The organism is Nocardia sp. NPDC059177 (assembly GCF_042755165.1).
Lineage (GTDB): Bacteria > Actinomycetota > Actinomycetes > Mycobacteriales > Mycobacteriaceae > Nocardia.
In genome coordinates this window covers 82,799-106,449 of the sequence record NZ_JBHZBX010000004.1, presented here as the reverse complement: position 1 = coordinate 106,449, position 23,651 = coordinate 82,799, and the positions used below count along the sequence as shown (strand labels likewise).

At 68.2% G+C, this 23,651-nt stretch carries 23 protein-coding genes; 13 read left to right on the top strand and 10 right to left on the bottom strand.

All coding sequences use genetic code 11. The features are described from left to right. Positions 1–711 carry a histidine phosphatase family protein gene (locus ACFXK0_RS06885; protein ID WP_379408900.1) on the bottom strand — a complete coding sequence of 237 codons (711 nt, stop codon included), beginning with the start codon at positions 709–711 and terminating at the stop codon, positions 1–3. A gap of 32 nt (positions 712–743) precedes the next feature. Continuing rightward, on the bottom strand, positions 744–1,685 hold the full coding sequence (locus ACFXK0_RS06880) for an undecaprenyl-diphosphate phosphatase (RefSeq protein ID WP_379409178.1): 942 nt from the start codon (positions 1,683–1,685) through the stop codon (positions 744–746). A gap of 217 nt (positions 1,686–1,902) precedes the next feature. On the opposite strand from ACFXK0_RS06880, the gene ACFXK0_RS06875 reads away from it, so the two are divergent. Genes ACFXK0_RS06875 through ACFXK0_RS06860 form a run of 4 tightly spaced genes read left to right on the top strand, consistent with a single transcriptional unit; the run spans position 1,903 to position 5,877 of the window. Continuing rightward, positions 1,903–2,880 carry an aldo/keto reductase gene (locus ACFXK0_RS06875; protein WP_379408899.1) on the top strand — a complete coding sequence of 326 codons (978 nt, stop codon included), beginning with the start codon at positions 1,903–1,905 and terminating at the stop codon, positions 2,878–2,880. A 17-nt stretch (positions 2,881–2,897) separates the two neighbouring features. Further along, a complete protein-coding gene (locus ACFXK0_RS06870; RefSeq protein WP_379408898.1) occupies positions 2,898–3,911 on the top strand; it encodes a hemin ABC transporter substrate-binding protein in 1,014 nt (337 codons plus the stop codon). Beyond that, on the top strand, positions 3,908–5,020 hold the full coding sequence (locus ACFXK0_RS06865; protein ID WP_379408897.1) for a FecCD family ABC transporter permease: 1,113 nt from the start codon (positions 3,908–3,910) through the stop codon (positions 5,018–5,020). Before ACFXK0_RS06870 ends, ACFXK0_RS06865 begins: the two co-directional genes overlap by 4 nt. Continuing rightward, positions 5,017–5,877, top strand: coding sequence for a heme ABC transporter ATP-binding protein (locus ACFXK0_RS06860; RefSeq protein WP_379408896.1), 861 nt, complete (start codon positions 5,017–5,019; stop codon positions 5,875–5,877). Before ACFXK0_RS06865 ends, ACFXK0_RS06860 begins: the two co-directional genes overlap by 4 nt. A gap of 86 nt (positions 5,878–5,963) precedes the next feature. Here ACFXK0_RS06860 and ACFXK0_RS06855 read toward each other — a convergent pair whose 3' ends face one another. Continuing rightward, on the bottom strand, positions 5,964–7,154 hold the full coding sequence (locus ACFXK0_RS06855) for a helix-turn-helix domain-containing protein (RefSeq protein ID WP_379408895.1): 1,191 nt from the start codon (positions 7,152–7,154) through the stop codon (positions 5,964–5,966). Between the two features lie 143 nt (positions 7,155–7,297). Here ACFXK0_RS06855 and ACFXK0_RS06850 point away from each other — a divergent pair, with 143 nt between their 5' ends. Beyond that, entirely contained in the window at positions 7,298–8,506 is a 1,209-nt protein-coding gene (locus ACFXK0_RS06850; RefSeq protein WP_379408894.1) for an NAD(P)/FAD-dependent oxidoreductase, read from the top strand. Beyond that, positions 8,503–9,606: a DegT/DnrJ/EryC1/StrS family aminotransferase gene (locus ACFXK0_RS06845; protein ID WP_379408893.1), complete on the top strand. Its 1,104-nt coding sequence runs from the start codon at positions 8,503–8,505 to the stop codon at positions 9,604–9,606. The genes ACFXK0_RS06850 and ACFXK0_RS06845 overlap by 4 nt, the downstream gene beginning before the upstream one ends. Here ACFXK0_RS06845 and ACFXK0_RS06840 read toward each other — a convergent pair. Continuing rightward, a complete protein-coding gene (locus ACFXK0_RS06840; protein WP_379409176.1) occupies positions 9,603–10,667 on the bottom strand; it encodes a dTDP-glucose 4,6-dehydratase in 1,065 nt (354 codons plus the stop codon). The two genes, ACFXK0_RS06845 and ACFXK0_RS06840, sit on opposite strands and share 4 nt — an antisense overlap. A 155-nt stretch (positions 10,668–10,822) precedes the next feature. Here ACFXK0_RS06840 and ACFXK0_RS06835 point away from each other — a divergent pair, with 155 nt between their 5' ends. After that, the gene (locus ACFXK0_RS06835; protein WP_379408892.1) at positions 10,823–11,266 is read left to right on the top strand and encodes a MarR family winged helix-turn-helix transcriptional regulator; all 444 of its coding nucleotides are present in this window, start codon (positions 10,823–10,825) and stop codon (positions 11,264–11,266) included. Between the two features lie 51 nt (positions 11,267–11,317). On the opposite strand, the gene ACFXK0_RS06830 is transcribed toward ACFXK0_RS06835, so the two are convergent. From ACFXK0_RS06830 to ACFXK0_RS06815, 4 genes are all read right to left on the bottom strand, one after another. Continuing rightward, entirely contained in the window at positions 11,318–12,079 is a 762-nt protein-coding gene (locus ACFXK0_RS06830) for a dienelactone hydrolase family protein (RefSeq protein ID WP_379408891.1), read from the bottom strand. Between the two features lie 479 nt (positions 12,080–12,558). After that, entirely contained in the window at positions 12,559–14,655 is a 2,097-nt protein-coding gene (locus ACFXK0_RS06825) for an MMPL family transporter (RefSeq protein ID WP_379408890.1), read from the bottom strand. A 2-nt stretch (positions 14,656–14,657) separates the two neighbouring features. Then, complete coding sequence (locus ACFXK0_RS06820; RefSeq protein WP_379408889.1) at positions 14,658–15,191, bottom strand: hypothetical protein; 534 nt, start codon at positions 15,189–15,191, stop codon at positions 14,658–14,660. 6 nt (positions 15,192–15,197) lie between these two features. Continuing rightward, positions 15,198–15,554, bottom strand: a complete 357-nt coding sequence (locus ACFXK0_RS06815) for a hypothetical protein (protein WP_379408888.1) — start codon at positions 15,552–15,554, stop codon at positions 15,198–15,200. A 165-nt stretch (positions 15,555–15,719) separates the two neighbouring features. Between ACFXK0_RS06815 and ACFXK0_RS06810 the strand changes: the two genes are divergently transcribed. The 3 genes from ACFXK0_RS06810 to ACFXK0_RS06800 are packed head-to-tail and all read left to right on the top strand — an operon-like array spanning position 15,720 to position 18,072. Beyond that, the gene (locus ACFXK0_RS06810) at positions 15,720–16,730 is read left to right on the top strand and encodes a hypothetical protein (protein WP_379408887.1); all 1,011 of its coding nucleotides are present in this window, start codon (positions 15,720–15,722) and stop codon (positions 16,728–16,730) included. After that, positions 16,730–16,984: a DUF5703 family protein gene (locus ACFXK0_RS06805; RefSeq protein ID WP_379408886.1), complete on the top strand. Its 255-nt coding sequence runs from the start codon at positions 16,730–16,732 to the stop codon at positions 16,982–16,984. Before ACFXK0_RS06810 ends, ACFXK0_RS06805 begins: the two co-directional genes overlap by 1 nt. Before the next feature lie 8 nt (positions 16,985–16,992). After that, a complete protein-coding gene (locus ACFXK0_RS06800) occupies positions 16,993–18,072 on the top strand; it encodes a quinone-dependent dihydroorotate dehydrogenase (protein ID WP_379408885.1) in 1,080 nt (359 codons plus the stop codon). Here ACFXK0_RS06800 and ACFXK0_RS06795 read toward each other — a convergent pair. Then, positions 18,069–18,464, bottom strand: a complete 396-nt coding sequence (locus tag ACFXK0_RS06795; protein WP_379408884.1) for a hypothetical protein — start codon at positions 18,462–18,464, stop codon at positions 18,069–18,071. The genes ACFXK0_RS06800 and ACFXK0_RS06795 overlap by 4 nt on opposite strands. Positions 18,465–18,743: 279 nt before the next feature. Here ACFXK0_RS06795 and ACFXK0_RS06790 point away from each other — a divergent pair, with 279 nt between their 5' ends. The 3 genes from ACFXK0_RS06790 (at position 18,744) to ACFXK0_RS06780 (ending at position 23,054) form a co-directional block, all read left to right on the top strand. Beyond that, positions 18,744–20,246, top strand: coding sequence for a PfkB family carbohydrate kinase (locus ACFXK0_RS06790; RefSeq protein ID WP_379409174.1), 1,503 nt, complete (start codon positions 18,744–18,746; stop codon positions 20,244–20,246). 98 nt (positions 20,247–20,344) lie between these two features. Then, the gene (locus ACFXK0_RS06785) at positions 20,345–21,094 is read left to right on the top strand and encodes a GTP cyclohydrolase II (RefSeq protein ID WP_379408883.1); all 750 of its coding nucleotides are present in this window, start codon (positions 20,345–20,347) and stop codon (positions 21,092–21,094) included. Between the two features lie 133 nt (positions 21,095–21,227). After that, positions 21,228–23,054, top strand: a complete 1,827-nt coding sequence (locus ACFXK0_RS06780) for an AMP-dependent synthetase/ligase (RefSeq protein ID WP_379408882.1) — start codon at positions 21,228–21,230, stop codon at positions 23,052–23,054. A 54-nt stretch (positions 23,055–23,108) separates the two neighbouring features. Here the strand turns inward: ACFXK0_RS06780 and ACFXK0_RS06775 are convergent, their stop codons facing one another. Next, positions 23,109–23,636: a YbhB/YbcL family Raf kinase inhibitor-like protein gene (locus tag ACFXK0_RS06775; protein ID WP_379408881.1), complete on the bottom strand. Its 528-nt coding sequence runs from the start codon at positions 23,634–23,636 to the stop codon at positions 23,109–23,111. Between the last annotated feature and the right edge of the window lie 15 nt (positions 23,637–23,651).

The window sequence follows — 23,651 nt, the reverse complement described above, 5'->3', positions numbered from 1 at the left end:
CTAAGGAGAATCGCGGTGCCCGGCATTCCCATTATCCGCGCTCGCGGCCACCGCCACCTCGCCGCCGGGCACCGGCGGCGCCACCCCGGCCAACGCGGACAGATCGGCGCCGGTGTCGTTGAACTTCCACACCGCAGGCCCCATCGAGCCGTACCGCACCACACTGATCGACGCCGGCTCCACCGCGATCCGCTGGAAACCGTCCAGATGCAGGCCCAGCGCGTCGGCCAGAATCGACTTGATGACATCACCGTGCGCGCACGCCACCCACAACACGTCACGACCGGCCCGCTCGGCCAACGTGCGCTCGATGTCACGAATCGCGGCCACCGCCCGCTGCTGCACCTGCGCCAGCCCCTCACCGCCGGGGAACACCGCCCCCGACGCGTGCGCCTGCACGACCTTCCACAGCGGCTCGCCCAGCAACTCCGCGATCGGGCGACCGGTCCAGTCACCGTAATCGACCTCGATCAGACGCTCGTCACAGTCGGGCTCCAGCCCCAGCTTCTCCGCCAGCGGCGCCACCGTGCGCTGACAGCGCAACAGCGGCGAACTGGCGATATGTTCGATCGGCAAGCTCGCGAGCCGGTCGGCGACCGCGGCCGCCTGCTCGGTCCCGCGCTCGGTGAGCTCGACACCGGGACTCCGGCCCGCCAGGGTCCGCCCGACATTCGACGTGGACACTCCGTGCCGGAGCAGGATCACCGTCATGGGACCAGCCTAACCATCGAATCGCCGACACCTCAGGTCGCCGAGATGACACCCGCGGCGAGCAGGCCCATCACGGTCAGGCCCAGAATGATCCGGTAACCCACGAACCAGTAGAACGAATGCTTGCCGACGAACTTCAGCAACCACGCCACCGAGGCATAGCCGACCACGAAGGCCAGAAGCGTCGCGACCAGCAACTGCGGACCACTGGCATTCAGACCCTCACCAGCCGGTTCGAACGCATCCGGCAGGCTGAACAAACCCGACGCCGTCACCGCGGGAATCGCCAGCAGGAACGAGAAACGCACCGCCGCCTCCCGCTCCAGACCCAGGAACAAACCGGCCGTCGACGTCGCACCCGACCGCGACACACCGGGAATCAGCGCCAGACACTGCGCGAAACCCATCACCAAACCGTCGCGGGTGGTCAGCTTCTCGATCGGCCGGGACTTACTGCCGTAATACTCACCCGCCGCGATCACCAGCGCGAACGCCACCAGCATGAACGACACCAGCCACAGATTGCGCGCACCGGTCCGGATCTCGTCCTTGAACAGGAAACCCAGCACACCGATCGGGATCGTCGCGATGATCACATACCAGCCGACCCGGTAGTCCAGCTCACGCTGCGCATCCCGCTCGTGCGCTTCCCGCGCGCTGCGATCCATCACCGGCAGCCTGGTGGTGACCCGCTCACCCACCGGCACCTCCTGCTGCGACCGCTCCCGCAGCCGCATCCCCAGCGTGGTGAACCAGGCGACGAGGATCCGCCAGATGTCCTTGGCGAAATACACCAGCACCGCCGCCTCGGTCCCCAGCTGGGTCACCGCGGTGAACGACGCACCCGCATCCGAACCGAAGAACACCTCCGACACGATCCGCAGATGCCCGGACGACGAGACCGGCAGGAACTCCGTGAGCCCCTGCACCAACCCGAGTACCAATGCCTGTATCCAGGTCATCGACTCGCCCACCACGTCCTCCTGCTGCCTCACGCCCGAAAGACCGCGTCCTCCTGGGCTTTTGCTTGCGCTGCGGCAACGACGGCCGCGACCTCGCAGCGACCCTACCCGTCGCTGTCCCCCGTCGCCGCCCGCCCACCTAGGGATCTGCTGAGAGTGCGGGTCGTCGGCAGGTGACATCGCACCGTGCGCTTAGTCTTGTCGCCGTGACGAAAACGCGGGCGCGGTGATGGAACAGCGAACGGTGGGACGCAGCGGACTTCGGGTGTCGCGGATCGGCTTGGCGACACATACCTGGGGGACACATACCGACGCCGACGAGGCAGCGGTGCAGTTGGCGGCGTTCACCGAGGCTGGTGGCACGCTCGTCGACACCTCCCCGATCTACGGCGACGGCGCCGCACAGCAGATACTGGCCGAACTGCTCGGCGACCTGGTCTCCCGGGACGACCTCGTCCTCAGCGGCTGCGCCGGCATCGTCCTGCACGCACCCGGAACCGGGGTCGGCGACACGGTGCCCGCCCCGGCGGCCGTCGGGCCCGTCGTCGACGCCTCCCGGCGCACCCTGCTCAAACAACTCGACCGGACCCTGCTCGAACTCGGCACCGACCATCTCGACATCTGGAGCATCGCCGCCTGGGACCCCCACACTCCCCTCGACGAGGTCGCGGCCACCCTCGACACCGCCGTGCGGACCGGCCGCACCCGCTACGCGGGCGTGCGCGGCTTCGCGGCCTGGCAACTGGCCAGCCTCGCCGCCATCGCCCCGGTCACCGCGGCCCAGACCCCGTATTCGCTGCTCGCCCGCGGTACCGAGACCGATGTGATTCCCGCCGCCCGCCATCACGGCGTCGGCACCATCGCCTCCGCGCCGCTGGCCGGCGGCATTCTCACCGGGAAATACCGTGACGGCGTCCCCGCCGATTCGCGCGGCGCCGACGAGGCCACCGCCGCCGAGATCCGGCGCAGGCTCGACGACGACCGCGCGGTCCGGGTGGTGGATGCGCTGGTCACCGCCGCCGACGGCCTCGGCACCTCCCCGCTGGCCGTCGCGCTGGCCTGGATCCGGGACCGGCCGGGTATCGCGAGCATGATCGTCGGCGCGCGTGACATCGGTCAGCTCACCGGTGTACTGGCCGCGGAAACTCTGGAGTTGCCCCGGGCCATCGCCGCCGCGTTGGACGATGTGAGCGCCCGTTCCGAATGATGGCTAGCCTTACCTGCATGAGACTGCGTGGTGTGTTGACGGCGATGCTCGCGGCGACGGTGCTGACCGGCGCCGTCGCGTGCACAGGAAGCAATTCTGCATCGACTGCCATTTCGCAGGGTCCGGCCACCGCCCAACTCGCCGACCTCGACCCCGTCCCGATCGGCGACACACCCACCCCGCAACTCCCCGTCACCGTCCAGTCCTACGACGGCAGCGACGTCACCGTCACCGACATCTCCCGCATCATCGCCGTCGACCGCTACGGCACCCTCGCCCAGACCGTCTGGGCCCTCGGACTCGGCGCCAACCTCGTCGGCCGCAGCACCTCCGCCTCCTTCCCCGCCGCCGCCCACGTCACCAACGTCGCCGGCGGCAACGGCAGCCTCAGCGTCGAAGCCGTCCTCGCCCTGCGCCCCTCGGTCTTCCTCACCGACACCACCAGCGCCGCACCCGCGGTCCGCGAACAACTCCGCGCCGCCGGCGTCAACGTCGTCTACTTCGACCCCGACCGCAGCATGGACGGCGTCGTCCCCCAGATCGAAGCCGTCGCCACCGCACTCGGCGTCCCCGACGCAGGCACCCGCCTCGGACAACGCACCAGCGACGAGATCGCCGCCGCCACCGCCCGCGTCCCACACCAGGACCCGGCACCCAAGATCGCGTTCCTCTACCTGCGCAGCACCGCCATCACCATGATCGCCGGCCGCGGCTCCGGCGCCGACTCGCTCATCACCGCCATCGGCGGCATCGACGCAGGCACCGCCGCAGGAGTCGACGAACCCTTCGTCACCATCACCAGCGAAGCCATGATCGCCGCCGCACCCGACGTCCTGCTCGTCATGTCCGACGGACTGAAATCCGTCGGCGGCGTCGACGGCCTGGAAAAAATCCCCGGCATCGCCCAAACCCCCGCGGGCCGCAACCGCCGCGTCGTCGACATGTCCGACGCGGTGATCCTCAGCTTCGGCCCCAACACCGGCCGCGTCATCTCCGCACTGTCCGACGCCGTCTACGGCAAGAACACATGAACAAAGCCCAGCCGACCACCGCGACACCACGCATCACCGACGCCACCCCCGACCCGCTACCACCCACCCGGCACCGCGCCACCCGGGTCACCGTCGTCTGCGCACTCGCCGTCCTCGCCCTGATCGCGCTGGCGCTGGTCTCGGCCGTCCTCGGCCAGGTACCCACCACCGCCGCCGAAGTCTTCGGCAGCATCACCCACCGCATCGGCCTCGACCTCGGCCCGCTGCCCGCCCACCCCGCCGGGGAAGTCACCCTGTGGCAGGTCCGGTTCCCCCGCGTCGCCCTGGCCGTCCTCGTCGGCGCCGCCCTCGCGACCGCAGGCGCGCTGCTACAAGGTGTCTTCGCCAATCCCCTCGCCGAACCCGGCGTCATCGGCGTCTCCGCCGGCGCCGCCGTCGGCGCGGGCACCGTGATCGTGATCGGCGGCGCATTCGTCGCCGCCTGGTCCGTCGCCGCAGCCGCCTTCCTCGCCGGACTCCTCACCACCGCCCTGGTGTACCTGCTGTCACGATCCGGCGGACGCACCGAAGTCGTCACCCTCATCCTCACCGGCGTCGCCATCAACGCCTTCGCCGGCGGACTCATCGCCCTGCTGCTGTTCGTCGCCACCCCCGCCGCCCGCGACCAGATCGTGTTCTGGCAGATGGGCAGCCTCAACGGCGCCACCTGGCCATCGGTCGCGGTCGTCGCCACCCTCGCCGCCACCGGCATCCTCGCCGCCGTCCTGATCGCACCACGCCTGGACCTGCTCGCCCTCGGCGACTCCGCCGCCCGTCACCTCGGCGTCGACGTCGAACGCCTGCGCCGACAGGTCATCGTGGTCGTCGCCGTCCTCACCGCCGCAGGCGTCGCCTTCAGCGGCATCATCCTGTTCGTCGGGCTCATCGTGCCGCACCTGGTCCGCATGCTCGTCGGACCGGGCCACCGCGTACTCGTCCCGCTCAGCGCGATCCTCGGCGCCGTTGTCCTACTCGGCGCCGACGTCGTCGCCCGCACCCTCGTCCACAACGCCGACCTCCCCCTCGGCATGCTGACCTCACTGATCGGTGGCCCGTTCTTCTTCTGGCTGCTGCGCCGCACCAGGGCCAGGGCAGGAGGCTGGGGATGACCGGCACCACCCGCCACAGCACCTCCTGGCGATCCCTGTTCGCCCGCACCCCCGACGTCCCCGCCCGGCCCACACCCGGCACCGTCACCCTGCGCGCCACCGGACTCACCGTGCGGCGCGGCACCCGCACCGTCCTCGCCGACGTCGACTTCCAGGTCACCGCAGGCGAAATCGTCGCACTCGTCGGCCCCAACGGGGCAGGCAAATCGAGCCTGCTCGCCGCCCTCGCCGGCGAACTCGAACCCAGCGCGGGCACCGTGAAACTGGAAGGCCACGCACTCACCCACTGGTCCCCCGCCGACATGGCCCGGCGCCGCGCCGTACTCCCCCAGTCCCACACCGTCGGCTTCCCCTTCACCGCACGCGAAGTCGTCGCGATGGGCCGCTCCCCCTGGCTGCACACCCCCGCCGCCGACAACGACGACGCCCTCGTCGACGCCGCACTCGCCGCCACCGACGTCACCCACCTGGCCACCCGCGCGTTCCCCTCCCTCTCCGGCGGTGAACGCGCCCGCGTCGCCCTGGCTCGCGTCCTCGCCCAGGACACCGCCACCGTGCTCCTGGACGAACCGACCGCCGCCCTCGACATCGGCCACCAGGAAGCCGTGCTGAAGCTGGCCGCCGAGCGCGCCACCGACGGCGCCGCCGTGGTCGTCGTAGTCCACGACCTCGGTGTGGCCGCCGCCTACGCCGACCGGGTCACCGTCCTCGCCGACGGCCGCGTCGCCGCCGACGGACCGCCGCGCACCGTCCTCACCCGCGAACTCCTCACCGACGTCTACCGCCACCCGGTCGACGTCTTCGACCATCCCGCCACCGGCGCGCAACTCGTCCTCCCGGAACGCGGCCGCCACTGACCCGACATTCCACGACACTCCAATTCGACATCGGTCGCCGGTCCAGGCTTTTGATCCACGGTTCGCAGCTGTCCACGCTGCTCAGGTCAGACAGCTGTGGTGACGAGTTCGGGTGCGTGGCGGGCGATCTTGTCGAGCGCTTTCGCGGTTCGGGCGGACCGCACTCGTTGCAGGACCGGGACGACCGAGGCCCACAGCGCGACCGCGCCACCATCGTCGCCGGTCTTCCACTGGGCGATCCCAGCGTCGGCGCAGGTGAGCGCGTGCACGCGTGCGTGCGTGCCCGGGTTCCAGATCGACGCACCGAGGGTGAACAGCTGTTGGGCTTGTCCGTGTTCGCCGAGCGCGGTGAAGGCTTTCGCGGCTTGGTCGACAACGGTGGCCTTGTTCGGGCACCACATCGCGATCGCGTGAGGTGCGGGCTCGGTGAGATCGGCGGAAATCGTCAGCTCCGCCCGGCGGAGTACGTCTCGGGCTTGGACGTGGTTGCCGGATTCGGCATGGCAGCGGGCCAACCCGACCGTGAACAGCGCGGCCGTGTCAGCACCCAGATGCCCGTGCACGCGCCGCGCCGCTTCTTCGGCGAGGTCGACGCTGAAGCGGTGTTGCCGGATATCGACGCCCTGCAATGCCAACGCGCGCAGAACCCACGCCTGTTGCACGGGGTTCGCCGCGTGCTCGGCCAGCCGAAGCGCGGCGACGTAGTAGCGTTGCGCAATTCCGTCCTGGCCCGCGTCGTGGGCCTTGAACCCCGCCAGGTAGGCCAGCTCGCAGGCTGCCGAGAACGCCTCGCGACGCACGCCCGCGTCAGCGAACTGCGATCCGAGCAGATCGGCGACGTCGGTGACGAGGAATTCCGCGACCGCGGTGCGTCCGATACCGCCACCACGTGCTTCATCCAGCGACAACAACGCCGAGGTGACCGCGCGAACCGCGTCGACTTCGGCCATGCCGACTGTGCGAGTCGCTGACGTCGCGATCAGGCGGCTCGCGTCGAGGGCAGTCAGCGCCGTCGCGCTCAACGCGGCGGTGTAGGCGGCGCGCAGCAGGAATGAGCGGCGGTCGACATCCGCGCGGCCCAGCGCGGTCACCGCGGCGACGGGATCTGTGTAGGCGCCACAGATGCGTTCGTACCACAACGCGAGGTCCGGCGGCGCACTGCGGGCACCGGTCTCGTAGTGCCCCAGTGCTGATTTGCTGAAGTTCAGCCGGGCCGACATCTGCGACAATGACAGCCCGGCGGCTTCACGCGCAGCCTTGAGCTGGGCTCCAGCCACTGCAGCCGCCCCGTGCTCCTCCCCACACCGACTACGAGTCGTCATGGGTCGATGCTATCGAGGTGTAGACACCTGGAGACGCGGAACGGGTCATTGCCGCCCCGATTCGCACCACCCTGGATACCAGGCACCGGGCCAATCGGATGGCCCAACTTATCGCAGGGGGTGCGATGAAAAGCGGGATTGATTGTGTTGTCATCGGCGGTGGAGTCGCCGGGTTGATGATCGCGGCAAGGCTAGCGGGCGCGGGAATGAGTGTGCGGCTGATCGAGCGTGACCTGCTGGGTGCGGGCGCGACGACGAGCAATCACGGTCTGATCCACTCCGGGGCCCTGTATGCGCGCTGGCACCCCGAGATCGTCGCCACCTGCGCGCAAGCCCAGATCGCCTACCGGACGGCCTTTCCCGACTGTGTGGTAGCGACCCAGCCGTGCTGGTACTACGGCACACCGGAGACGATGCACACCTACCGCCGGTTGTGGCGGCGTCACGACATCGTCAACCATCGCGTCGATGGCCGCGAAATCAACGAGATACTGCGTGTTCACGGTCGCGATGTCGCCGCGTGCGCGACCAGCGAACTGGTCATCGACACCCACGCGCTCCTGAATGACCTTGCCGCGCACTGCGTTGTGTTGGGCGTGGAAATCGTGGTCGGGGTGAAAGCCGCCCGGATTCTCCTCGAGGATCGCCGGGTACACGGTGTCGCGACCGCCCAAGGGTTGACGTGCGCGCCGATAGTTGTGGTGTGCGCGGGCATCGGCACCCGCGCCTTGCTCGATGACGCGGGGTCGATGATCGGCACCGCGCTCTCGTCGCGGTTGGAGATGCTGACCGCCTACCCAGGTGTCCTGTCGCGCCCGTTGATCGGGCTCGAGTTCGGGTGGCCTGCCTTGGCGCCGACCGCTACCGGGGTGGTCCTGGCATCGCGCTACGGCGGGGTCCAGCCCGCAGTGACGAAAGCAGGACGCTGGCCGGTGCCCACCGGCGAGGCCGCCGCGCTCGACGCCGAATTACGAGACTGGCTCGCACCGGGAATCATCGAGCACGGTCGCGCCAGCGCGTGGGTCTGCTCGAAAACCGAACACCTGGGCACCGATGCCGACCGGTGGGGCACCTCGCCGAACTACGCGGTCATCGACCACACCTACCGCGAACAGCTTCACGGATTGTGGACGGTTCTGCCCGGCAAGATGACCCTGGCGATGCACGCTTCCCGCGAAGTCGCCATCGCGATCACCGGCACAGCGCTACCTCTCGCCATGACAGCTGGTCGCGCGGCGCCAGGTGATGCGTGCGGCCTGGTCGCCGGGCAGCCCTGGGTCAGCGAGTCGATGCAGGAGGCGCGATGATCATCCCGTTCACCGCCGCATTGACCGACGCCGAGATCACGGCGGCGGCGTCCTTGATCACCGACATCCTGAGCTCCGGTGACCTGGTGTTGGGCCAGCACACCGAGGCGTTCGAGGGGCGGGCTGCCGCGATGGCCGGCGTGCGTGAGGCAGTCGCGGTCAATTCCGGGTCCACCGCCCTGGAGATCATCTTCTCCTGGTTGGACGTGGCCGGGCGCACCGTGTTGGTCCCGACGAACACCAACTACGCGACCGCCGCGGCAGCCCTGCGGGCGGGAGCTCGGGTCGAACTCTACGACTCGGGCCTGTATCCCGACCTCGACGATATCGCCGCGCGACTATCGGGCTCGGTTGCCGCTGTGGTGGTCGTCCACGTCGGCGGATACCTGAGTCCCCGACTGCCGGAACTGGTCGCGATGTGCGAACGTGCGAGGGTGGCGCTCGTCGAAGACGCCGCCCACGCGCACGGCGCGCACCTGCACCGCATCCCCGCAGGCGGATTCGGGGTCGCGGCGGCCTGGTCGTTCTTCGCGACCAAAGTCGTCACCACCGGCGGCGAGGGCGGCGCGATCACCACCAGCGACAACGCCCTCGCGACGTTCGCCCGGCAATACCGCAACCAAGGTAAGACCAGCGACGGCGTTCACATCCTGGCAGGCAATAGCTGGCGGCTGACCGAGATCGGCGCGGCCCTGGGTACGATCGGCCTCGATCAGCTCACCGACGACACCTGCACGCGCCGCGCCATCATCGACCGCTACCGGCGAAACCTTGCCGGTACCGGCTTGACCTTCCCCGACATCGGCGAGAACAACCAGGTCAGCGGCCATAAATGCATCGCACTGCTCGCTGACGATATCGACCGGGATGCGCTACGAGCTGCGGCGGCCGAGCACGGGGTGACCCTCGCACGCGGCGTCTACGAACAACCGCTGCACCGACAGCCGGTGTTCGCCAACCTCAACGCGGGCGATCGGTTCGCTCAGGCCGACGACTTCGCCGCCCGCCATATCTGCCTGCCGTTGTGGCGGTCCATGGACGCCGGCACCGTCGAGAAGGTGATCACCGCCGTCGCGGCCGCGACCACCGCCGCGCGCTAGCCGACAGCAGCCGGACCGACACGTGACCAGTCGAAACCGAGGTCGCCCTTTTCGGCGATGATCTTCTCCCACCAGTCACGATGGGACACGTACCAGGCCACCGTCTCAGCGATCCCGGCATCGAACTCCCGTGTCGGTGCCCAGCCGAGCTCGGTTTCGAGCTTGGTGGGGTCGATGAGGTAGCGGCGATCGTGGTTGGGCCGGTCGGGAATGTGTTCGATCCATTCGGCGGGATCGAGACCCAGCTCAGCGCAGACCCGCCGCGCGATATCGAGATTGGTGACCTCGCAGCGCGCGGAAATGTCGAAAATCGGTAGCAATCCCGGATCCGTGCCTGCAGCCACAGGAATCGGGGGAAGATCGGCGTGCAACACCTGATGCACGGCCGCGCAATGGTCGTCGACGTGCAGCCAGTCCCGCGACTGCAACCCATCGCCATAGACGGGAACCTTGCGGCCGCGCAGCAGGTTCGTCACCGCCAGCGGGATCAGTTTCTCCGGCAGCTGGAAGCGACCATAATTGTTGGCGCAGTGAGTCATTCGGACATTCAGGTCGGGATAGGTCGCCATGTAGGCGCGCACCATCTGATCGCCGGCCGCCTTGGCCGCCGAGTACGGCGTCTTGGCGTTCAATGGTGAGCGTTCGGTGAACCACTGCTGCCCGGCGGCCAGTTCCCCGTACACCTCGATCGTCGATACGTGCACATGGGAGGTCACCGGCACCAAGCGGCTGGCTTCGGCCATCACCTGCGCACCCAGGGCGTTGGACCGCATGAACACCGACGGCCCTAGGATCGCGCGATCGTTATGGGACTCGGCGGCGAAGTTGACCACGAAATCCGGCCGGTGCTTCCGGTAGATCGCTTCCATCGCTTCCAGGTCGGCGATATCGGCTTGAACGAAGCTGACCTTGCCGATGGCGGTGTCCAGGTTGGCGATGTTGCCCGCGAACCCGATGTAGTCGACTGCTACGACGTGTGCGTCCGGCTCGCGTTCGAGCAGGAAATGCACGTAGTTCGCGCCGATGAATCCAGCGGCACCGGTGACTAGGTAGACGGCCATGCTCGCGAGCCTATCCGACCCATACCCACGCGGGTGGCCACCTTGCGGGAGCGCGGCTGGTCGGACCACGGCACGCGCTGTCTCGCTACCGAAGTTCCAATACATACCAATATAGCTGCCTAGACAGTTACAGTCTAGGCAGCTATATTGGCGCGATGGAGAACGCCACTGCCGTACGGACCGCGTCGCTGCTGCACGCTTCCGCGCGGGAACTGTCGAGATCGCTGGATCGAGAGCTCGCCACCCATGGGGTAACCGCTCAGCAGGCAGCGCTACTGATCAATCTCGCCGGCGGTGAGAACAGTCCGAAACGCCTGGCCACTGCGCTCGATATCGACACAGGCGGGGCGACCCGGCTGATAGACCGACTCGAAGCCAAAGACCTGCTGCGCCGTCGGCCCGGAGTCGAGGACCGTCGAGCGGTCGTTCTCGAACTCACCGAGTCCGGTCGCGAGCTCACTCCGATGCTCACACCCGCTTTCGCAGCGGTGGCCGCGAGCTTCTTCCTCGGGTCCGCCGACGCCGAGGTCCGCGGGGTTGGTCACCTACTAAAACGCGCTCTCATGTCACGACAGGCCGAGGACCGCAGCGCTGGGTGAGCTCGACTCAGACCTGGCGTGCCCACTCCCCTGTCCGGGGTTCGCGATACCCTACCGGCGCAGATTTCGGTCGAACAGAGCGAGCAACTCGCGGTAGTGCCGTTCGGCGGCCTCGGGGTGATAGGCGGAGGTGTCGGCTTGGGTGTAGCCGTGGTGGGCTCCCTCGTAGACTTCGGTGCGGTGCCGGACGCCGGCATCGGCGAGTGCCGTGTCGAACTGGGCGATGTGGTCCGGAGTCATGTGGTGATCTTCGCCGGCGTGGGCGAAATACAGCTCCGCCGTGATGTTTCCGACGGCCAGGTGTGGACTGTCCGGAGTGGCGGTGACCAGCGGTCCGCCATGGAATCCGGCCACTGCCGCGACCCGATCAGGAAACATGGCCGCGGCCATCACCGCCAGCCGCGCACCCATGCAGTAGCCGGTGAGTCCGACCTTCCCCTCGGCGACCAAGGGCGCCGCCGCCAGCCATTCGAGGTAAGCGCCGGTATCGGAGCGCAGGAGCTCCGGTGTCAACTCGCGGATCATCGGGAAGACCTGCTGGAGGATCTCCGGCCGCTGCTCCGGGTCGATGAAGTTCGGTAGCTCGATTACCGGCGCGTTGCCGTGCCGGTAATAGGCATTCGGCACCAGGACGGTGTAGCCGTGGGCGGCGATACGTTCGGCCAGCGTCCGCAGGCTGGGCCGCAGCCCGAAACCGTCCTGAATCACCAGCACTCCCGGATGGGCGGCGCCGTCATCGGGGTAGGCGACATATGCGTCGGCGACACCATCAGGTGTCCGCACGTCGACCAACGTACCGTGCGTTGCAGTCATTGTTGGGTCCTTCTGTCGTAGTTGATGTCCTGTGATCAACACGACGAAGGCGGAGCCCGCGCACCATCGGACCCTCGTTCGACAAGCGGACCGATACCGGCCCGCGCAGCGCTCAGAACAGCACCGGGTAGCCAATCCGTGTGTGGCGCAAAGCCGTCCCGGTAGTCATCGTTGACACGGTAGCCGATCAGACATGTTTGCTGTCAACCCGACCCCCGCCCTCCGAGCTGTTTTGGTGTTGCAGTTCGGTCGGGTGTTGACTGAGTAAGGAAGATCTATAGATAGATGCGCATATCCACGTATCACCATGTTATATGTTAGGTACTTCGAACAACACAAGAAAATTCTCTGTGTGAATCCTCGGCGCGGCCCTCCTACTTCCCTCCGTTCATTCTTCGGTCCGCGCGTCCACTCCCCTCCCCCGAACAACGGTGGGGAACCGGATCAACCGGTCCCCCACCACCTTCCAGACGAACTGTTCAGCGCCAGATGATCTTCAGCAGCGCCGGTGTCAGCACCATGCGAATGATCGTGGCGTCGATGATGAGGGCGACGATCATGCCGTAGGCGATGTACTTCATCAGCACCAGGTCGGAGAAGCCGAAGGCGCCCGTGACGACGATCAGGATGGCCGCGGCCGAGGTGATCACGCCGCCGGTGTGTGCGACGCCGTACCGGATGGACTCGGTGGCGTCGGCCCCGGACGCGCGTTTCTCCGCGATCCTGGACAGCAGGAACACCTCGTAATCGGTCGACAGGCCGAAGATCACCGTCACGATCAACGCCACCACCGCGAACATCAGCGGACCGGGCGTGAACTCGAACGTGCCTGCTCCGTGGCCCTCCACGAAGATCCACGTCAGCACACCCAGCGTGGACATCAGGCTGAGCAGGCTCATCGCCACCGCCTTCACCGCCAGGATCACCGAGCGGAACGCGATCATCATCAAGGCCAGGGCCGCGGCCATCAGAATCGCCAGCAGCAGCGGCAATCCGTCGATCAAGCCGTTGATGCTGTCGCGTTCGAGCGCGGGGATACCGGCGACCATCACCTCCACGCCCGGTGGTGCGGGGAGCGCGCGCAGAGTGTCGATCACCCGGTCGGCGTCGCGTTTGTCGCTCAATCCCGCCGAGAGCACATTGACGTCGTTCTTCGTCGGCGCGGCCGGTTCGAACCGGCCGGTCAATCCGGGGATCTGATTGGCCTCGAACCGGATATCGCTCAGCTGCTGGGGCGTAGCTCCCACGATGACCAGTTTCAGTGGCTCGGTACGGAAGCCCGGGAACAGCCGGTCGAAGTCCTCCTGGGCCACGCGCGCGGGATTGTCCGCGGCCAGATATTTTTCGCTGATCCCACCGAACTCGATGTGGCGCATCGGGACGCTCAGCGCCAGCAGCGCGAGCACAATCGGCACGACCACAGCCCACGGCCGCCGCATCGCCCACTGGGCCAGCCGGGAGAAGAACCCGGCGTCGATCTCGTCCTCGGTCTTGCTGCGGGTGAACCGCTTCCAGCCCAGCCAGTCGATGCGCCTGCCGACAATGCTCAGCGCCGCGGGCAGCGCGGTCACCGAAAGCAACGCGGCCAGCATGACCGCGGAGATGCCGCCGTAGGGCACCGAGCGCAGCACGCCGTTGGGGAAGATGAACAGCGCGCCCAAGCTGACCGCGATGATCGCCGCCGAGAACAGGACCGTCCGGCCGGCGGTGGCCACCGTGCGCGCGGTCGCTTCTTCGACATCACGGCCCGCGGCCAATTCCTCCCGGAACCTGGTCACGGTGAAGAGCCCGTAGTCGATCGCGAGCCCGAGACTGACCAGCGTCATCACCGCGCTGGCGAAGACATTGACCTCGATGTGGTCGGTGAGGAACCGCAGGATCCCGGAGGTACCGAGAATGGTCAGCCCGCCGATCAGCACCGGCAGCAGCGCGCCGACGACACCGCCGAAGACGAAGTACAGCAGGATCGCCACGATCGGCAGCGCGATGATCTCCGCGCGTTTGATGTCGTGCTGCATGCCGATATTGATGCCCTCGACGACCGGCTGCAGACCGGCCAGCTGGACGGTCGTACCGCCCGGACCCGCGCCGGGCACATCGGCGTTCAGATAGGGCTTCAGCGCGAGATAGTTGTTGACTGTCGCAGTGCCGCCACCGCCGGCGAGCCCGATACTGGCGAAGGCGTGCTGCTTGGTCGGGTCGGCGGCGTTCGCCGAGAACGGGCTGTCCCAGTAGCTGTCGATCTTGTGGATGCGCTCGCCGTGTTCGGCGCGCAGATCGTCCAGCGCCGCTGTCACCGGCCCACGGACGGCGGGATCGTCGACGGTGGTGCCCGGTGGGGCGGTGTAGATGACGATCAGGTCGCCGTCGGTGTCGCGGCCGAAGGTGTCGTCGGCCAGTTTCGAGGCCGCCACCGACTGGCTGGACTCGTCGAACCAGCCCTCCTGGGTGTAGCGGCCTGCCATGTCCCGGCCGAACCAGCCCGAGATCAGCACCGTGAAGACGAACAGTCCGAGCACGAGGTAGCGGTGGCGGTGGACGAACCGGCCCCACCGCATCGAACGCGATTCCCGCATGGTCAGCCGCAGGCGGCGGTGCGGTAGTCGGCCGAGCGCAGGATGCCGCACAGGTCGGTGCGCGAGATCTTCCACTTACCGTCGAGCAGCACGAAATGCACGATGGTGGTGCGGATATTGGTTCCTGAACCGTCCTTGTCCAGGCGCATGGTCGCGGTGAGGGTGCCGTCGCGGTTGTCGAAGACCGGATCGACCACGCCGTAGACGGCGTGCGGGTTGTCGCGCAGCGCCTGGTACATGTCGGGGATCGCGTCCTTGAACGCTTCGCCGTCCTCGATGAGGTCGGTGCGCTCGGCGTCGGGCAGGTTGGGGTCGAGCGCGCGTTTGATCTGCGCGTCGAGTTCCGCGGCGGTCGGCAGCGGCGCGTTGGCCTTGCTCGAGGACGCCGCGACAGAGGAGGCGAGGGAGGCGTTGGCCGAGGACCGTGCGGCGTCGACCGAGGCCTCGTCGGTGGTTCCCGAGCACGCGGCTAGGGCGACGAGGGCCGTCAGGCAGGCGGTGGCCGCAGCGGCCCTGGCGAAAAGTGTGGAAGACATCACCATCTACATACCATCAATGACGGCACTGATACGTCCCAGCAGGCCACGCACCATCGTGATGTCCCGGACAGCGGCGGCCGCGACCGGGGTGGTGTGGTGCAGCAGATCGCGCACGAACGCGGTCACGCTGCGTTCGTCACCGAGGTCGATATCGGTGATCGGGGCCTGCGCGGTGGCCACCACATCGGCCGGTTCCGGGACGGATTCGCCCAGGTCGTCGCGGTAGATCTCGATGGTGAGGGTGGCGCTCCAGGTGCGGAAGGCGAACGGGCGGCCGTCCTCGGTGGTGCCGAAGCCGTGGGCGAAGGGGCCGACGGTGATGTCATCGATGCCGAAGCCCACTGCTGTCCGGTCGGTCATCGTGGCGATCTCCTGCCCACTGCTCGGCGGTCAATTGTCGACGCGTCAACAGTAACCCGGGTCACCGACACCCTGACGTGCGCCACCCGGTCGGAGCTACCGGTGAGTCATCATGGTCAGATGGTGATCAGCGGTCACCTCGTGCGGAATAAAGGAGTTCGGTGCATGCGCCCTCGCGGCTCGGTCGCCTCAGCGTTTCTCGGCGCGGCGGCACTGGTGGTGCTGACAGGATGTGCCGGTGAGGACGGCGGCCCGGATGTGCCGACCCGGGAACCGGCCACCGCGGCGGTCTCCCCGGCCACCACGTCGGCACCCGCCGGTCAGGTCTTCCCTGCCCCGGCGACAGCGGCGTTGCTGGCTGAACGCTCGACGGGGCGGATCGCGGCACTCGACACCGCGGGCACCACACTCACCCTGACCGATCCCGCCTCCCCCACCGCGCCGCGCACGGTTACCCTGCCCGTCGCCGGCGCCGCGCTCGCCCAGGGCACGCCGGGCGAGGTACTGATCGCGGCCCCGGATCGGGTCCTGCGGGTCGACGCGGCCACCGGCACCGTCACCGAGACACCCGTCGAGGGTGACCTGCGCAGTGTGCAAACACGCACCGACGGCACGCTCGTGGTCGGTACCGCCGACGGAACTGTCCGGGTGCTCGCCGCCGACGGCACTGTGACGCGCACCGTCACCGGCCTGGTCTCCGCGGACGCGATCGCGGTCACCGGGGACGCCATCACCGTGCTCGACCGCGAGCAGACCGCCGTCGTCAGCGTCGGCGACGACGCGCTCGGGCTGATGCTGCGGGCCGGCGACGGCGCGACGAATCTGGTCACCGACCCGCACGGACGCATCATCGTCACCGATACCGCGGGCGGTGAACTGCTGGTCTACTCGGCCGGTCCGCTCGTGCTGCGTCAGCGTTTCCCGGTACCATCGTCGCCTTACGCGCTCGCCTACGATCCGCGCTCCGACACGGTGTGGGTGACCCGCACGGAGAGCAACGAGGTCGTCGGCTACGACCTGTCGACCGGCATCGGCGTCGAGGTGGGGCGCTTCGCGACCCTGCGACAGCCCGACGCGGTGACCGTCGACGAACGCACCGGCGATCTCTACGTGGCCTCCGCCGCGGGCGAGGGTCTGCAGCGGATCGGCGCGGACGAGCGGAAGAGAGGGCAGTGATGGCCGTCAAGCCTCGCGGTTCACGTTCGGCGATCCCGCCGGGCTGGGAAACCAGCAACGACGACTACGAGTACGTGCCGCTGCGGCTGCCACCCGAGGTCACCCGGGTCACCGCCTCGATGCGGCTGGCCATCCAGGCCGAATTCGGTGGCTGGGAACTGTCGCGGGTGCGCGCCTACACCGACGGCAGCCGCCGGGTGTTGTTGCGCCGCCGCAAGAACGCCGTCCTCCCCGTGCCCGAACCTGGATTGTGAGCCGACCCATGTACGCCCTCTTACTACGCTTGATGTTCCTGATCCCGCCGGAGCGGGTGCACCATCTGGTCTTCGCCGCGCTGCGGTTCGCCACCTGGTTCCCGCCGACGCGCTGGCTGGTGCGCAAGCTGACCGTGGTCGACGATCCGATCCTGGCCACCACCGCGTTCGGCGTCGACTTCGCCGCCCCGCTGGGGCTGGCCGCCGGATTCGACAAGAACGCCGACGGCGCGAACACCTGGGGTTCGCTCGGTTTCGGTTTCGCCGAGATCGGGACTGTTACCGCGCGGGCCCAGCCGGGTAATCCGGCGCCGCGGCTGTTCCGGCTGCCCGCCGACCACGGCCTGATCAACCGCATGGGGTTCAACAATCACGGGGCCGCCGCGGCCGCCGCGCGGCTGCACGGCGCGCATCCCACCGTCCCGATCGGGGCGAATATCGGCAAGACCAAGGTCGTCGAACCCGAGGCCGCCGCGGGCGATTACGCGACCAGCGCGCGGCTGCTCGGGCCGCTCGCCGATTTCGTCGTGGTCAACGTGTCCTCCCCCAACACCCCAGGTCTGCGTGATCTGCAGGCCGTCGAGTCACTGCGGCCGATCCTGCAGGCGGTGCTGGCCTGTGTGTCGGTGCCGGTATTGGTGAAGATCGCGCCCGATCTGTCGGACGAGGATGTCGACGCGGTCGCCGATCTCGCGGTGGAGCTCGGCCTGGCCGGGATCGTGGCCACCAACACCACTATCCGTCGTGACGGGCTGAACACCCCGGCCGCCGAGGTCGAGGCGATGGGCGCCGGTGGACTGTCCGGTGCGCCCGTCGCGGATCGGTCACTGGAAGTACTGCGCCGCCTCTATGCCCGGGTGGGTGATCAGGTCGTGCTCATCTCGGTCGGCGGGATCGAGACCGCCGAGCAAGCCTGGCAGCGCATTCTCGCCGGCGCCACCTTGCTGCAGGGCTACACCGGATTCATCTACGGTGGCCTGTTCTGGACCACCCGCATCCATCGCGGCATCGCCGCGCAGCTGCGCGCGGGCGGTTTCGGTTCGCTGGCCGAGGCGGTCGGCGCCGAGCATCGCACCCACTCGGCCTAGCCGAAGTAGACCCGCCGCGCCGCGTTGCCGTGCCCGAACAGCTGGGGTGCGGTGCGTGGGCGCGCTGGTGCCGCCCGGTGGGTGAGTTCGACGGGGTCACCGTCGCCGAAGCGTTCGATCATCCGCTTGTACAGCCGGATGATCGCCTGTTCCCACACGATGCCGAGGGTATCGGCGTGGGCGTTGATCTGCGCGTGTGCCATCCGGTCGTGGGTGGCGGTGACATCGCTGATCAGTTCGTCGAGTTGCATGCCGGCGAAGGCCTGCTCGCGGGTGAGGGTCCGGTCGGGCAGCCAGCTGAGCTGCCAGCGTTCCGGATTCGCGCCGACACGTTCGGCGTATTCGGGGCTGCGGGTGCTGCGCATGTCGTCCGGGGTGAGGTGAATGGTCATCGGATACTCCGATTCCATGAGGGGAGCTGCGGCTCCCGTTTCCTGAGACGCCGGCCGGCACGTGGGACGTGCCGTGTGCGGCGAGTGCATCGGCGGTGGCGCCGGGTGCACCGTGGATCGTTGCCTGGGCCGATCCGGTCCGGAATGGCGAGGATCGCCCAATTCCAGTGTGGCATTTGCCCTTCACTGGGGTCAATTGCCGTTGTAAGTTGGTAATTGCCCGATCAGCGGGTCGGTAAACCACCTTCGGGTCGACTTTTGGAGGCCGATCGCGTGCCGATGGTTCCGCAGGACCCCCGTACCGACGTCGTACGCGCCATCCTCGCGCGCCTGGGCAAATTCTCCGGTGTCAGCGCAGATCGGCTGCGGCACACCGAGATCGGCGCGATGCCGATCCTCGAGCTGCCGGTGGTGACACGGTTTGCCCAGCGGACCGGGATCGCCCGGGAGGACGCCGTATTGCCGGTACTCAGTGAGGCCGCCCGGCAATTGCCGCCGAGTGACCGGCTGATCGTCGACGCGACCCTGGTTCTCGGCCTGCTCCGCGAACCCCCGCATGCCGGCATCGATCCCGCCGAGCTCTACGCGGTCAACCTCGGCGCGCGCCGGGAGTACCTGGCACAGCACTGGATCCGGCTGCACACCGCCATCGGCGCGGACGCGATCCCGGACGCGCCGACCGTCAAACGGCTCAGGTCCAGCGCCGAGCGCGGTGCGCTCACAGCGCTGGCCGTACTACTGACGGCCGGGCCCGCACCGGCGCTGCGGCCCGCCGGTGAATCCATCGCCGCCGCACCGCTGTCGGCCGAGGTCGTGACCGTCGTCGGTGACGCGGTGATCGACCACCTGTACCGAGTCGACGCCTTCCCCGCGGAGAACTCGCCGGTCGGTGGCACTTTCACCGGCGCGCCCGGCGGGAAGGGCCTCAACCGCGCGGTCGCGGCGGCGCGACTGGGCCTGGATGTCCGGCTGCTCGCCGCCATCGGCGCCGACGACAACGGAGAGCGCATCCTCGATCTGCTCGCCCGGCGCCGGGTCGGCGAATCGCTGGTCAAGGTGGTGCCCGAGGCCGCGACGCTGGTGACCGCCGTGGTGATGACGCCCAGCGGCGAGGTGCGGTTGATCGGATGCCGGGATCCGCAGGTGCAGTTGCTCGTCGACGACCTCGACACCGCGTCGGCGCGGGCGACGCTCAACGGTTCGGCGGTCGTGGTGCTCACCTTCGAGCAGCCGGTGGCGATCGTCGAGCGGATCCTCGGCATGCTCGGTGAGCTGCCCGATCGCCCGCAGGTGATCGTCTGCGCCGCACCGGCTCTGGCCGCACCGCAGGAGCTCTACCTGCACCTCGATGTCATCGACTACCTGATCGGCACGACCGGGGAACTCGACGCGCTGCTGCCCGAGGTGCACACCGACTCCCCCGCCGACACCGCGCGCCGGCTGCGCGGTCTCGGCGTGTCGACGGTGTGCGCGGTGGACGGTTTCGCCTGCACCGTGTACTCCGATGACGACGACATCGTCGTCGACCACTTCCCGCAGGTGCTCAAAGCCGCGGTCGGCGCGGCGGCGGCCTTCGCCGCGGCGCTGGCCTACCGGGTGGTGAAATCCGAAGCCGCGCTGACCGTCTCGGACTTCACGTGGTGTACCGCGGCGATGCTGCCCACCCAGAAACTCGGTGCGGTCTCGACGGTGTTTCCCGATGTCGCCGAGATCGACCGGGTCGTGCACGTCTACGCGCGCGAGGCCGCCGCGACAGTTGACCCGGATGTGACCCCCGCTTGACGTCTCGGCGGACGCACCGGGAGTAGAGTCGCGCCGTTGCCTTGCATGTACCGTCCACGCGCCGGGTTTCCCGGTGCCGGAAGCCCTCGGAGGAGCGCTTGACGATCATCGAGTCCGTCCCGAACACGCCGGACTCGGCGCCGGGACGAGACGCTGACGATCTGCGGCCGGACCATCAGTTCAGCCGCAACGGCACCCAGCTGCGAGTGCAGGTGCACTCGCTCGACAGCCGCACCGACGGCGGCTATCTGCTGGTGTTCGGCGAACCCGGCGACAAACCGCTGGTGCGGGTGCATTCCCGCTGCCTCTACGGTGACGCGCTCGGCTCCGACGACTGCGATTGCGGGCCGGAACTTGCGCGTTCGATGGACATGATCCAGACCGAGGGGGCCGGCGTGCTCGTCTATCTCGAGCAGGAGGGGCGCGGGGCGGGTCTGCTGTGGAAGGCGATCGGCTACCGCACCAGTGAGCAGTTCGACCTCGACACCTTCGACAGCTACGAACACCTGGGCCTGGATCCGGACAGCCGGCGCTACGAGCACGTCGCCAAAGCGTTGCTCGACCTCGGCATGCACCAGGTACGGCTGCTGACCAACAACCCGGAGAAGGTCCGCGCGCTGCGCGAGGTGGGGATCGCGGTGGAGGTGATCCCGCTGGCGATCCAGCTGGGCACCGATCGCGGCCGCCGCTATCTCGACGCCAAGATCCGGCGCCGCAAACACATGATTCCCCGTGATTTCGCGCCGTGGGCGCCGCAGTATTCGACGTCTACCGAGGTCGCGGCGCTGCCAAGCGACCAGGGCCGGTGGCGGTGGTTGCGGCGTTTCCGCTTCGGCGGTCATGGGTAACGCACGCCACAATCCGGTATGTCCGGTTACGATGAGTGAGCCGCGCCACTATTGAGGCCCATCGCTCGAGACGATGAGATATCTGCACTCGCATTGGCACGGTGTCCGGCTAAGCCTATTCGGGAACAGGGATATGACAGACATCGGTTTCGCGCACGCTTCCGGCGTCACGGTGCACACCGTGCCCGCCGCCTTCCAGCAGACCGCAGCCTTGCGGCCCGACCAGATCGCTCTGCGCACGGTCGGTGGGACCCAGCAGATCACCTGGGGCGAATACGCCACCCGGGTGCGGGCCCTGGCTGCAGGACTGGCGAAACTCGGTGTCGGGCACGGTGACGCGGTCGGGATCATGCTCACCAACCGGCCCGAGTTCAACCTCATCGACACCGCGGCACTGCACCTGGGCGCGACGCCGTTCTCGGTGTACAACACCAGCTCGCCCGAGCAGATCGCGCACGTGTTCACCAACGCGGGCAACAAGGTGGTCATCACCGAGCAGGCGTTCCTCGACATCATCCGTGAGGCCGACGGCGACATCGAGCACACCGTCGTGGTCGACGGCACCCCCGAGGGCGCGATCACCCTGGCCCAGCTCGAGTCCGACCCGGCGCCGGATTTCGACTTCGACGCCGTCTGGCAGGCCGTGCGGCCCGGCGACCTGGCCACGCTGATCTACACCTCCGGCACCACCGGCCCGCCCAAGGGCGTCGAGCTGACCCAGAGCAATGTGATCGCCCAGGTCGTCGGCCTGATCACCGGCCCGCTGCCGGTCGGTTTCGACGACCGCGCGGTCTCCTATTTGCCTGCCGCGCACGTCGCCGACCGCATCTCCGCGCACGCGATGAGCCTGCTGACCGGCATCCAGATCACCACCGTTCCCGATGCCCGCGAGATCGCCGCGGCGCTGCCGGACGCCCGACCGACGGCGTTCTTCGGCGTGCCGCGGGTCTGGCAGAAGATCAAGACCGGCATCGAGAACAAGCTGGCCGTCGAACCGAGCCCGGTGAAGAAGGCGCTGGCCAACTGGTCGATCGGCGTCGGTGTGGCGCAGGCCAAAGCGAAGCTGTCCGGTGAGGGTTCCTCCCTGCTGCTCGGCGTGCAGCACAAGGTCGCCGATGCGCTGGTGCTGTCCAAGTTGCGCGAGGCGCTCGGTTTCGGTGAGCTGAAGGTCGCCGCGTCCGGTGCGGCCCCGGTGCCCGCTGAGACCCTGGAATACTTCCTCGGTCTGGGCTTCGCGGTCAGCGAGGTGTGGGGCATGTCGGAGACCACCGGCGTCGGTACCTACACCGAGATCGACAAGCCGCGGCCCGGCTCCGTCGGCAAGGTGATGGACGGGTGCGAGCTGCGCCTGGACTCCGACGGCGAGGTGCTGCTGCGTGGCCCGATCATCACCCCCGGCTACCGCAACATGCCCGACAAGACCGCCGAGGCCATCGACGACGCCGGCTGGCTGCACACCGGTGACATCGGCACCCTCGACGCCGACGGCTACCTGCGCATCGTGGACCGCAAGAAGGAACTCATCATCAGCGAGGCGGGCAAGAACATCGCCCCGTCCAATATCGAGAACGCCATGAAGGCGGCCTCGTCGATGATCGGTCAGGCCGTCGCCATCGGCGAGGCCCGCCCTTACATCACCGCGCTGATCATGCTCGATCCCGATGTCGCCGCCCTGCGCGCCAAGGAGTTCGGCGCGACCGAGGCCACCCACGCCGAGCTCGCGCGGCGCACCGAGATCCTCGAGGAGGTCAAGGCGGCGGTGCTCGACGGCAACCGCAAGCTGTCGCGGGTGGAACAGATCAAGCGGTTCGTGGTCGTGGAGACGCTGTGGGAGCCCGGTGGCGACGAGCTCACCCCGAAGATGTCGCTCAAGCGCACCCCGATCGCGACCAAGTACGCCGCGACCATCGAAGAGCTCTACACGGCGACGCCGCCGGAGCACGTCGTCAACGTGAAGTAGTAGTGCTGCGACGGTGGCCCCGGGAGATTCTCCCGGGGCCACCGTCGTTGTGGTTCAGTGCTGTTCGTAGGTGCCGATCAGCGTGGCCCTGGCGAGGGTGTGGAAGAACAGGTTGAAGCCGAGGTAGGCCGGGGCGGCGTCGGGTCCGACCTCGAGTTCGGGGACGTCGACCGCGTGTACCACCACGAAATACCGGTGCGGGCCATGGTCTTTCGGCGGGGCGGCGCCGACGAAACCGGGGAACCCACCATCGTTGCGCAGCGTCACCGCACCGGTCGGCAGACTGCCGTCCTCGCTGCCCGCACCCGTATCCAGCGAGGTCACCGAGGCCGGGATGTTGGCCACGGCCCAGTGCCAGAATCCGGAGCCGGTCGGGGCGTCCGGATCCAAGACGGTCACCGCGAAACTCTGCGTCTGCTCCGGGAATCCGGACCAGCTCAGCTGCGGGGAGATGTCCATGCCGCCCGCACCGAACACCCCCGACACCTGGTCGTTGGCGACCGGCTGCCCGTCGGTGATATCGGCGGAGGTGACAGTGAAGGACGGCACCTTCGGCAATGCGTCATAGGGGTTGTAGCTCATGAAGGCCTCTCGGAT

Excerpts from the sequence above, each read along its gene's own strand:
- ACFXK0_RS06780 (WP_379408882.1), top strand. The coding sequence starts at position 21,228 with ATGACAGACATCGGTTTCGCGCACGCTTCCGGCGTCACGGTGCACACC.
- ACFXK0_RS06885 (WP_379408900.1), bottom strand. The coding sequence starts at position 711 with ATGACGGTGATCCTGCTCCGGCACGGAGTGTCCACGTCGAATGTCGGG.
- ACFXK0_RS06870 (WP_379408898.1), top strand. The coding sequence starts at position 2,898 with ATGAGACTGCGTGGTGTGTTGACGGCGATGCTCGCGGCGACGGTGCTG.
- ACFXK0_RS06830 (WP_379408891.1), bottom strand. The coding sequence starts at position 12,079 with ATGACTGCAACGCACGGTACGTTGGTCGACGTGCGGACACCTGATGGT.
- ACFXK0_RS06845 (WP_379408893.1), top strand. The coding sequence starts at position 8,503 with ATGATCATCCCGTTCACCGCCGCATTGACCGACGCCGAGATCACGGCG.
- ACFXK0_RS06860 (WP_379408896.1), top strand. The coding sequence starts at position 5,017 with ATGACCGGCACCACCCGCCACAGCACCTCCTGGCGATCCCTGTTCGCC.
- ACFXK0_RS06820 (WP_379408889.1), bottom strand. The coding sequence starts at position 15,191 with ATGTCTTCCACACTTTTCGCCAGGGCCGCTGCGGCCACCGCCTGCCTG.
- ACFXK0_RS06800 (WP_379408885.1), top strand. The coding sequence starts at position 16,993 with ATGTACGCCCTCTTACTACGCTTGATGTTCCTGATCCCGCCGGAGCGG.
- ACFXK0_RS06815 (WP_379408888.1), bottom strand. The coding sequence starts at position 15,554 with ATGACCGACCGGACAGCAGTGGGCTTCGGCATCGATGACATCACCGTC.
- ACFXK0_RS06840 (WP_379409176.1), bottom strand. The coding sequence starts at position 10,667 with ATGGCCGTCTACCTAGTCACCGGTGCCGCTGGATTCATCGGCGCGAAC.
- ACFXK0_RS06835 (WP_379408892.1), top strand. The coding sequence starts at position 10,823 with ATGGAGAACGCCACTGCCGTACGGACCGCGTCGCTGCTGCACGCTTCC.
- ACFXK0_RS06850 (WP_379408894.1), top strand. The coding sequence starts at position 7,298 with ATGGCCCAACTTATCGCAGGGGGTGCGATGAAAAGCGGGATTGATTGT.
- ACFXK0_RS06805 (WP_379408886.1), top strand. The coding sequence starts at position 16,730 with ATGGCCGTCAAGCCTCGCGGTTCACGTTCGGCGATCCCGCCGGGCTGG.
- ACFXK0_RS06825 (WP_379408890.1), bottom strand. The coding sequence starts at position 14,655 with ATGCGGGAATCGCGTTCGATGCGGTGGGGCCGGTTCGTCCACCGCCAC.
- ACFXK0_RS06790 (WP_379409174.1), top strand. The coding sequence starts at position 18,744 with ATGGTTCCGCAGGACCCCCGTACCGACGTCGTACGCGCCATCCTCGCG.
- ACFXK0_RS06810 (WP_379408887.1), top strand. The coding sequence starts at position 15,720 with ATGCGCCCTCGCGGCTCGGTCGCCTCAGCGTTTCTCGGCGCGGCGGCA.
- ACFXK0_RS06875 (WP_379408899.1), top strand. The coding sequence starts at position 1,903 with ATGGAACAGCGAACGGTGGGACGCAGCGGACTTCGGGTGTCGCGGATC.
- ACFXK0_RS06795 (WP_379408884.1), bottom strand. The coding sequence starts at position 18,464 with ATGACCATTCACCTCACCCCGGACGACATGCGCAGCACCCGCAGCCCC.
- ACFXK0_RS06775 (WP_379408881.1), bottom strand. The coding sequence starts at position 23,636 with ATGAGCTACAACCCCTATGACGCATTGCCGAAGGTGCCGTCCTTCACT.
- ACFXK0_RS06865 (WP_379408897.1), top strand. The coding sequence starts at position 3,908 with ATGAACAAAGCCCAGCCGACCACCGCGACACCACGCATCACCGACGCC.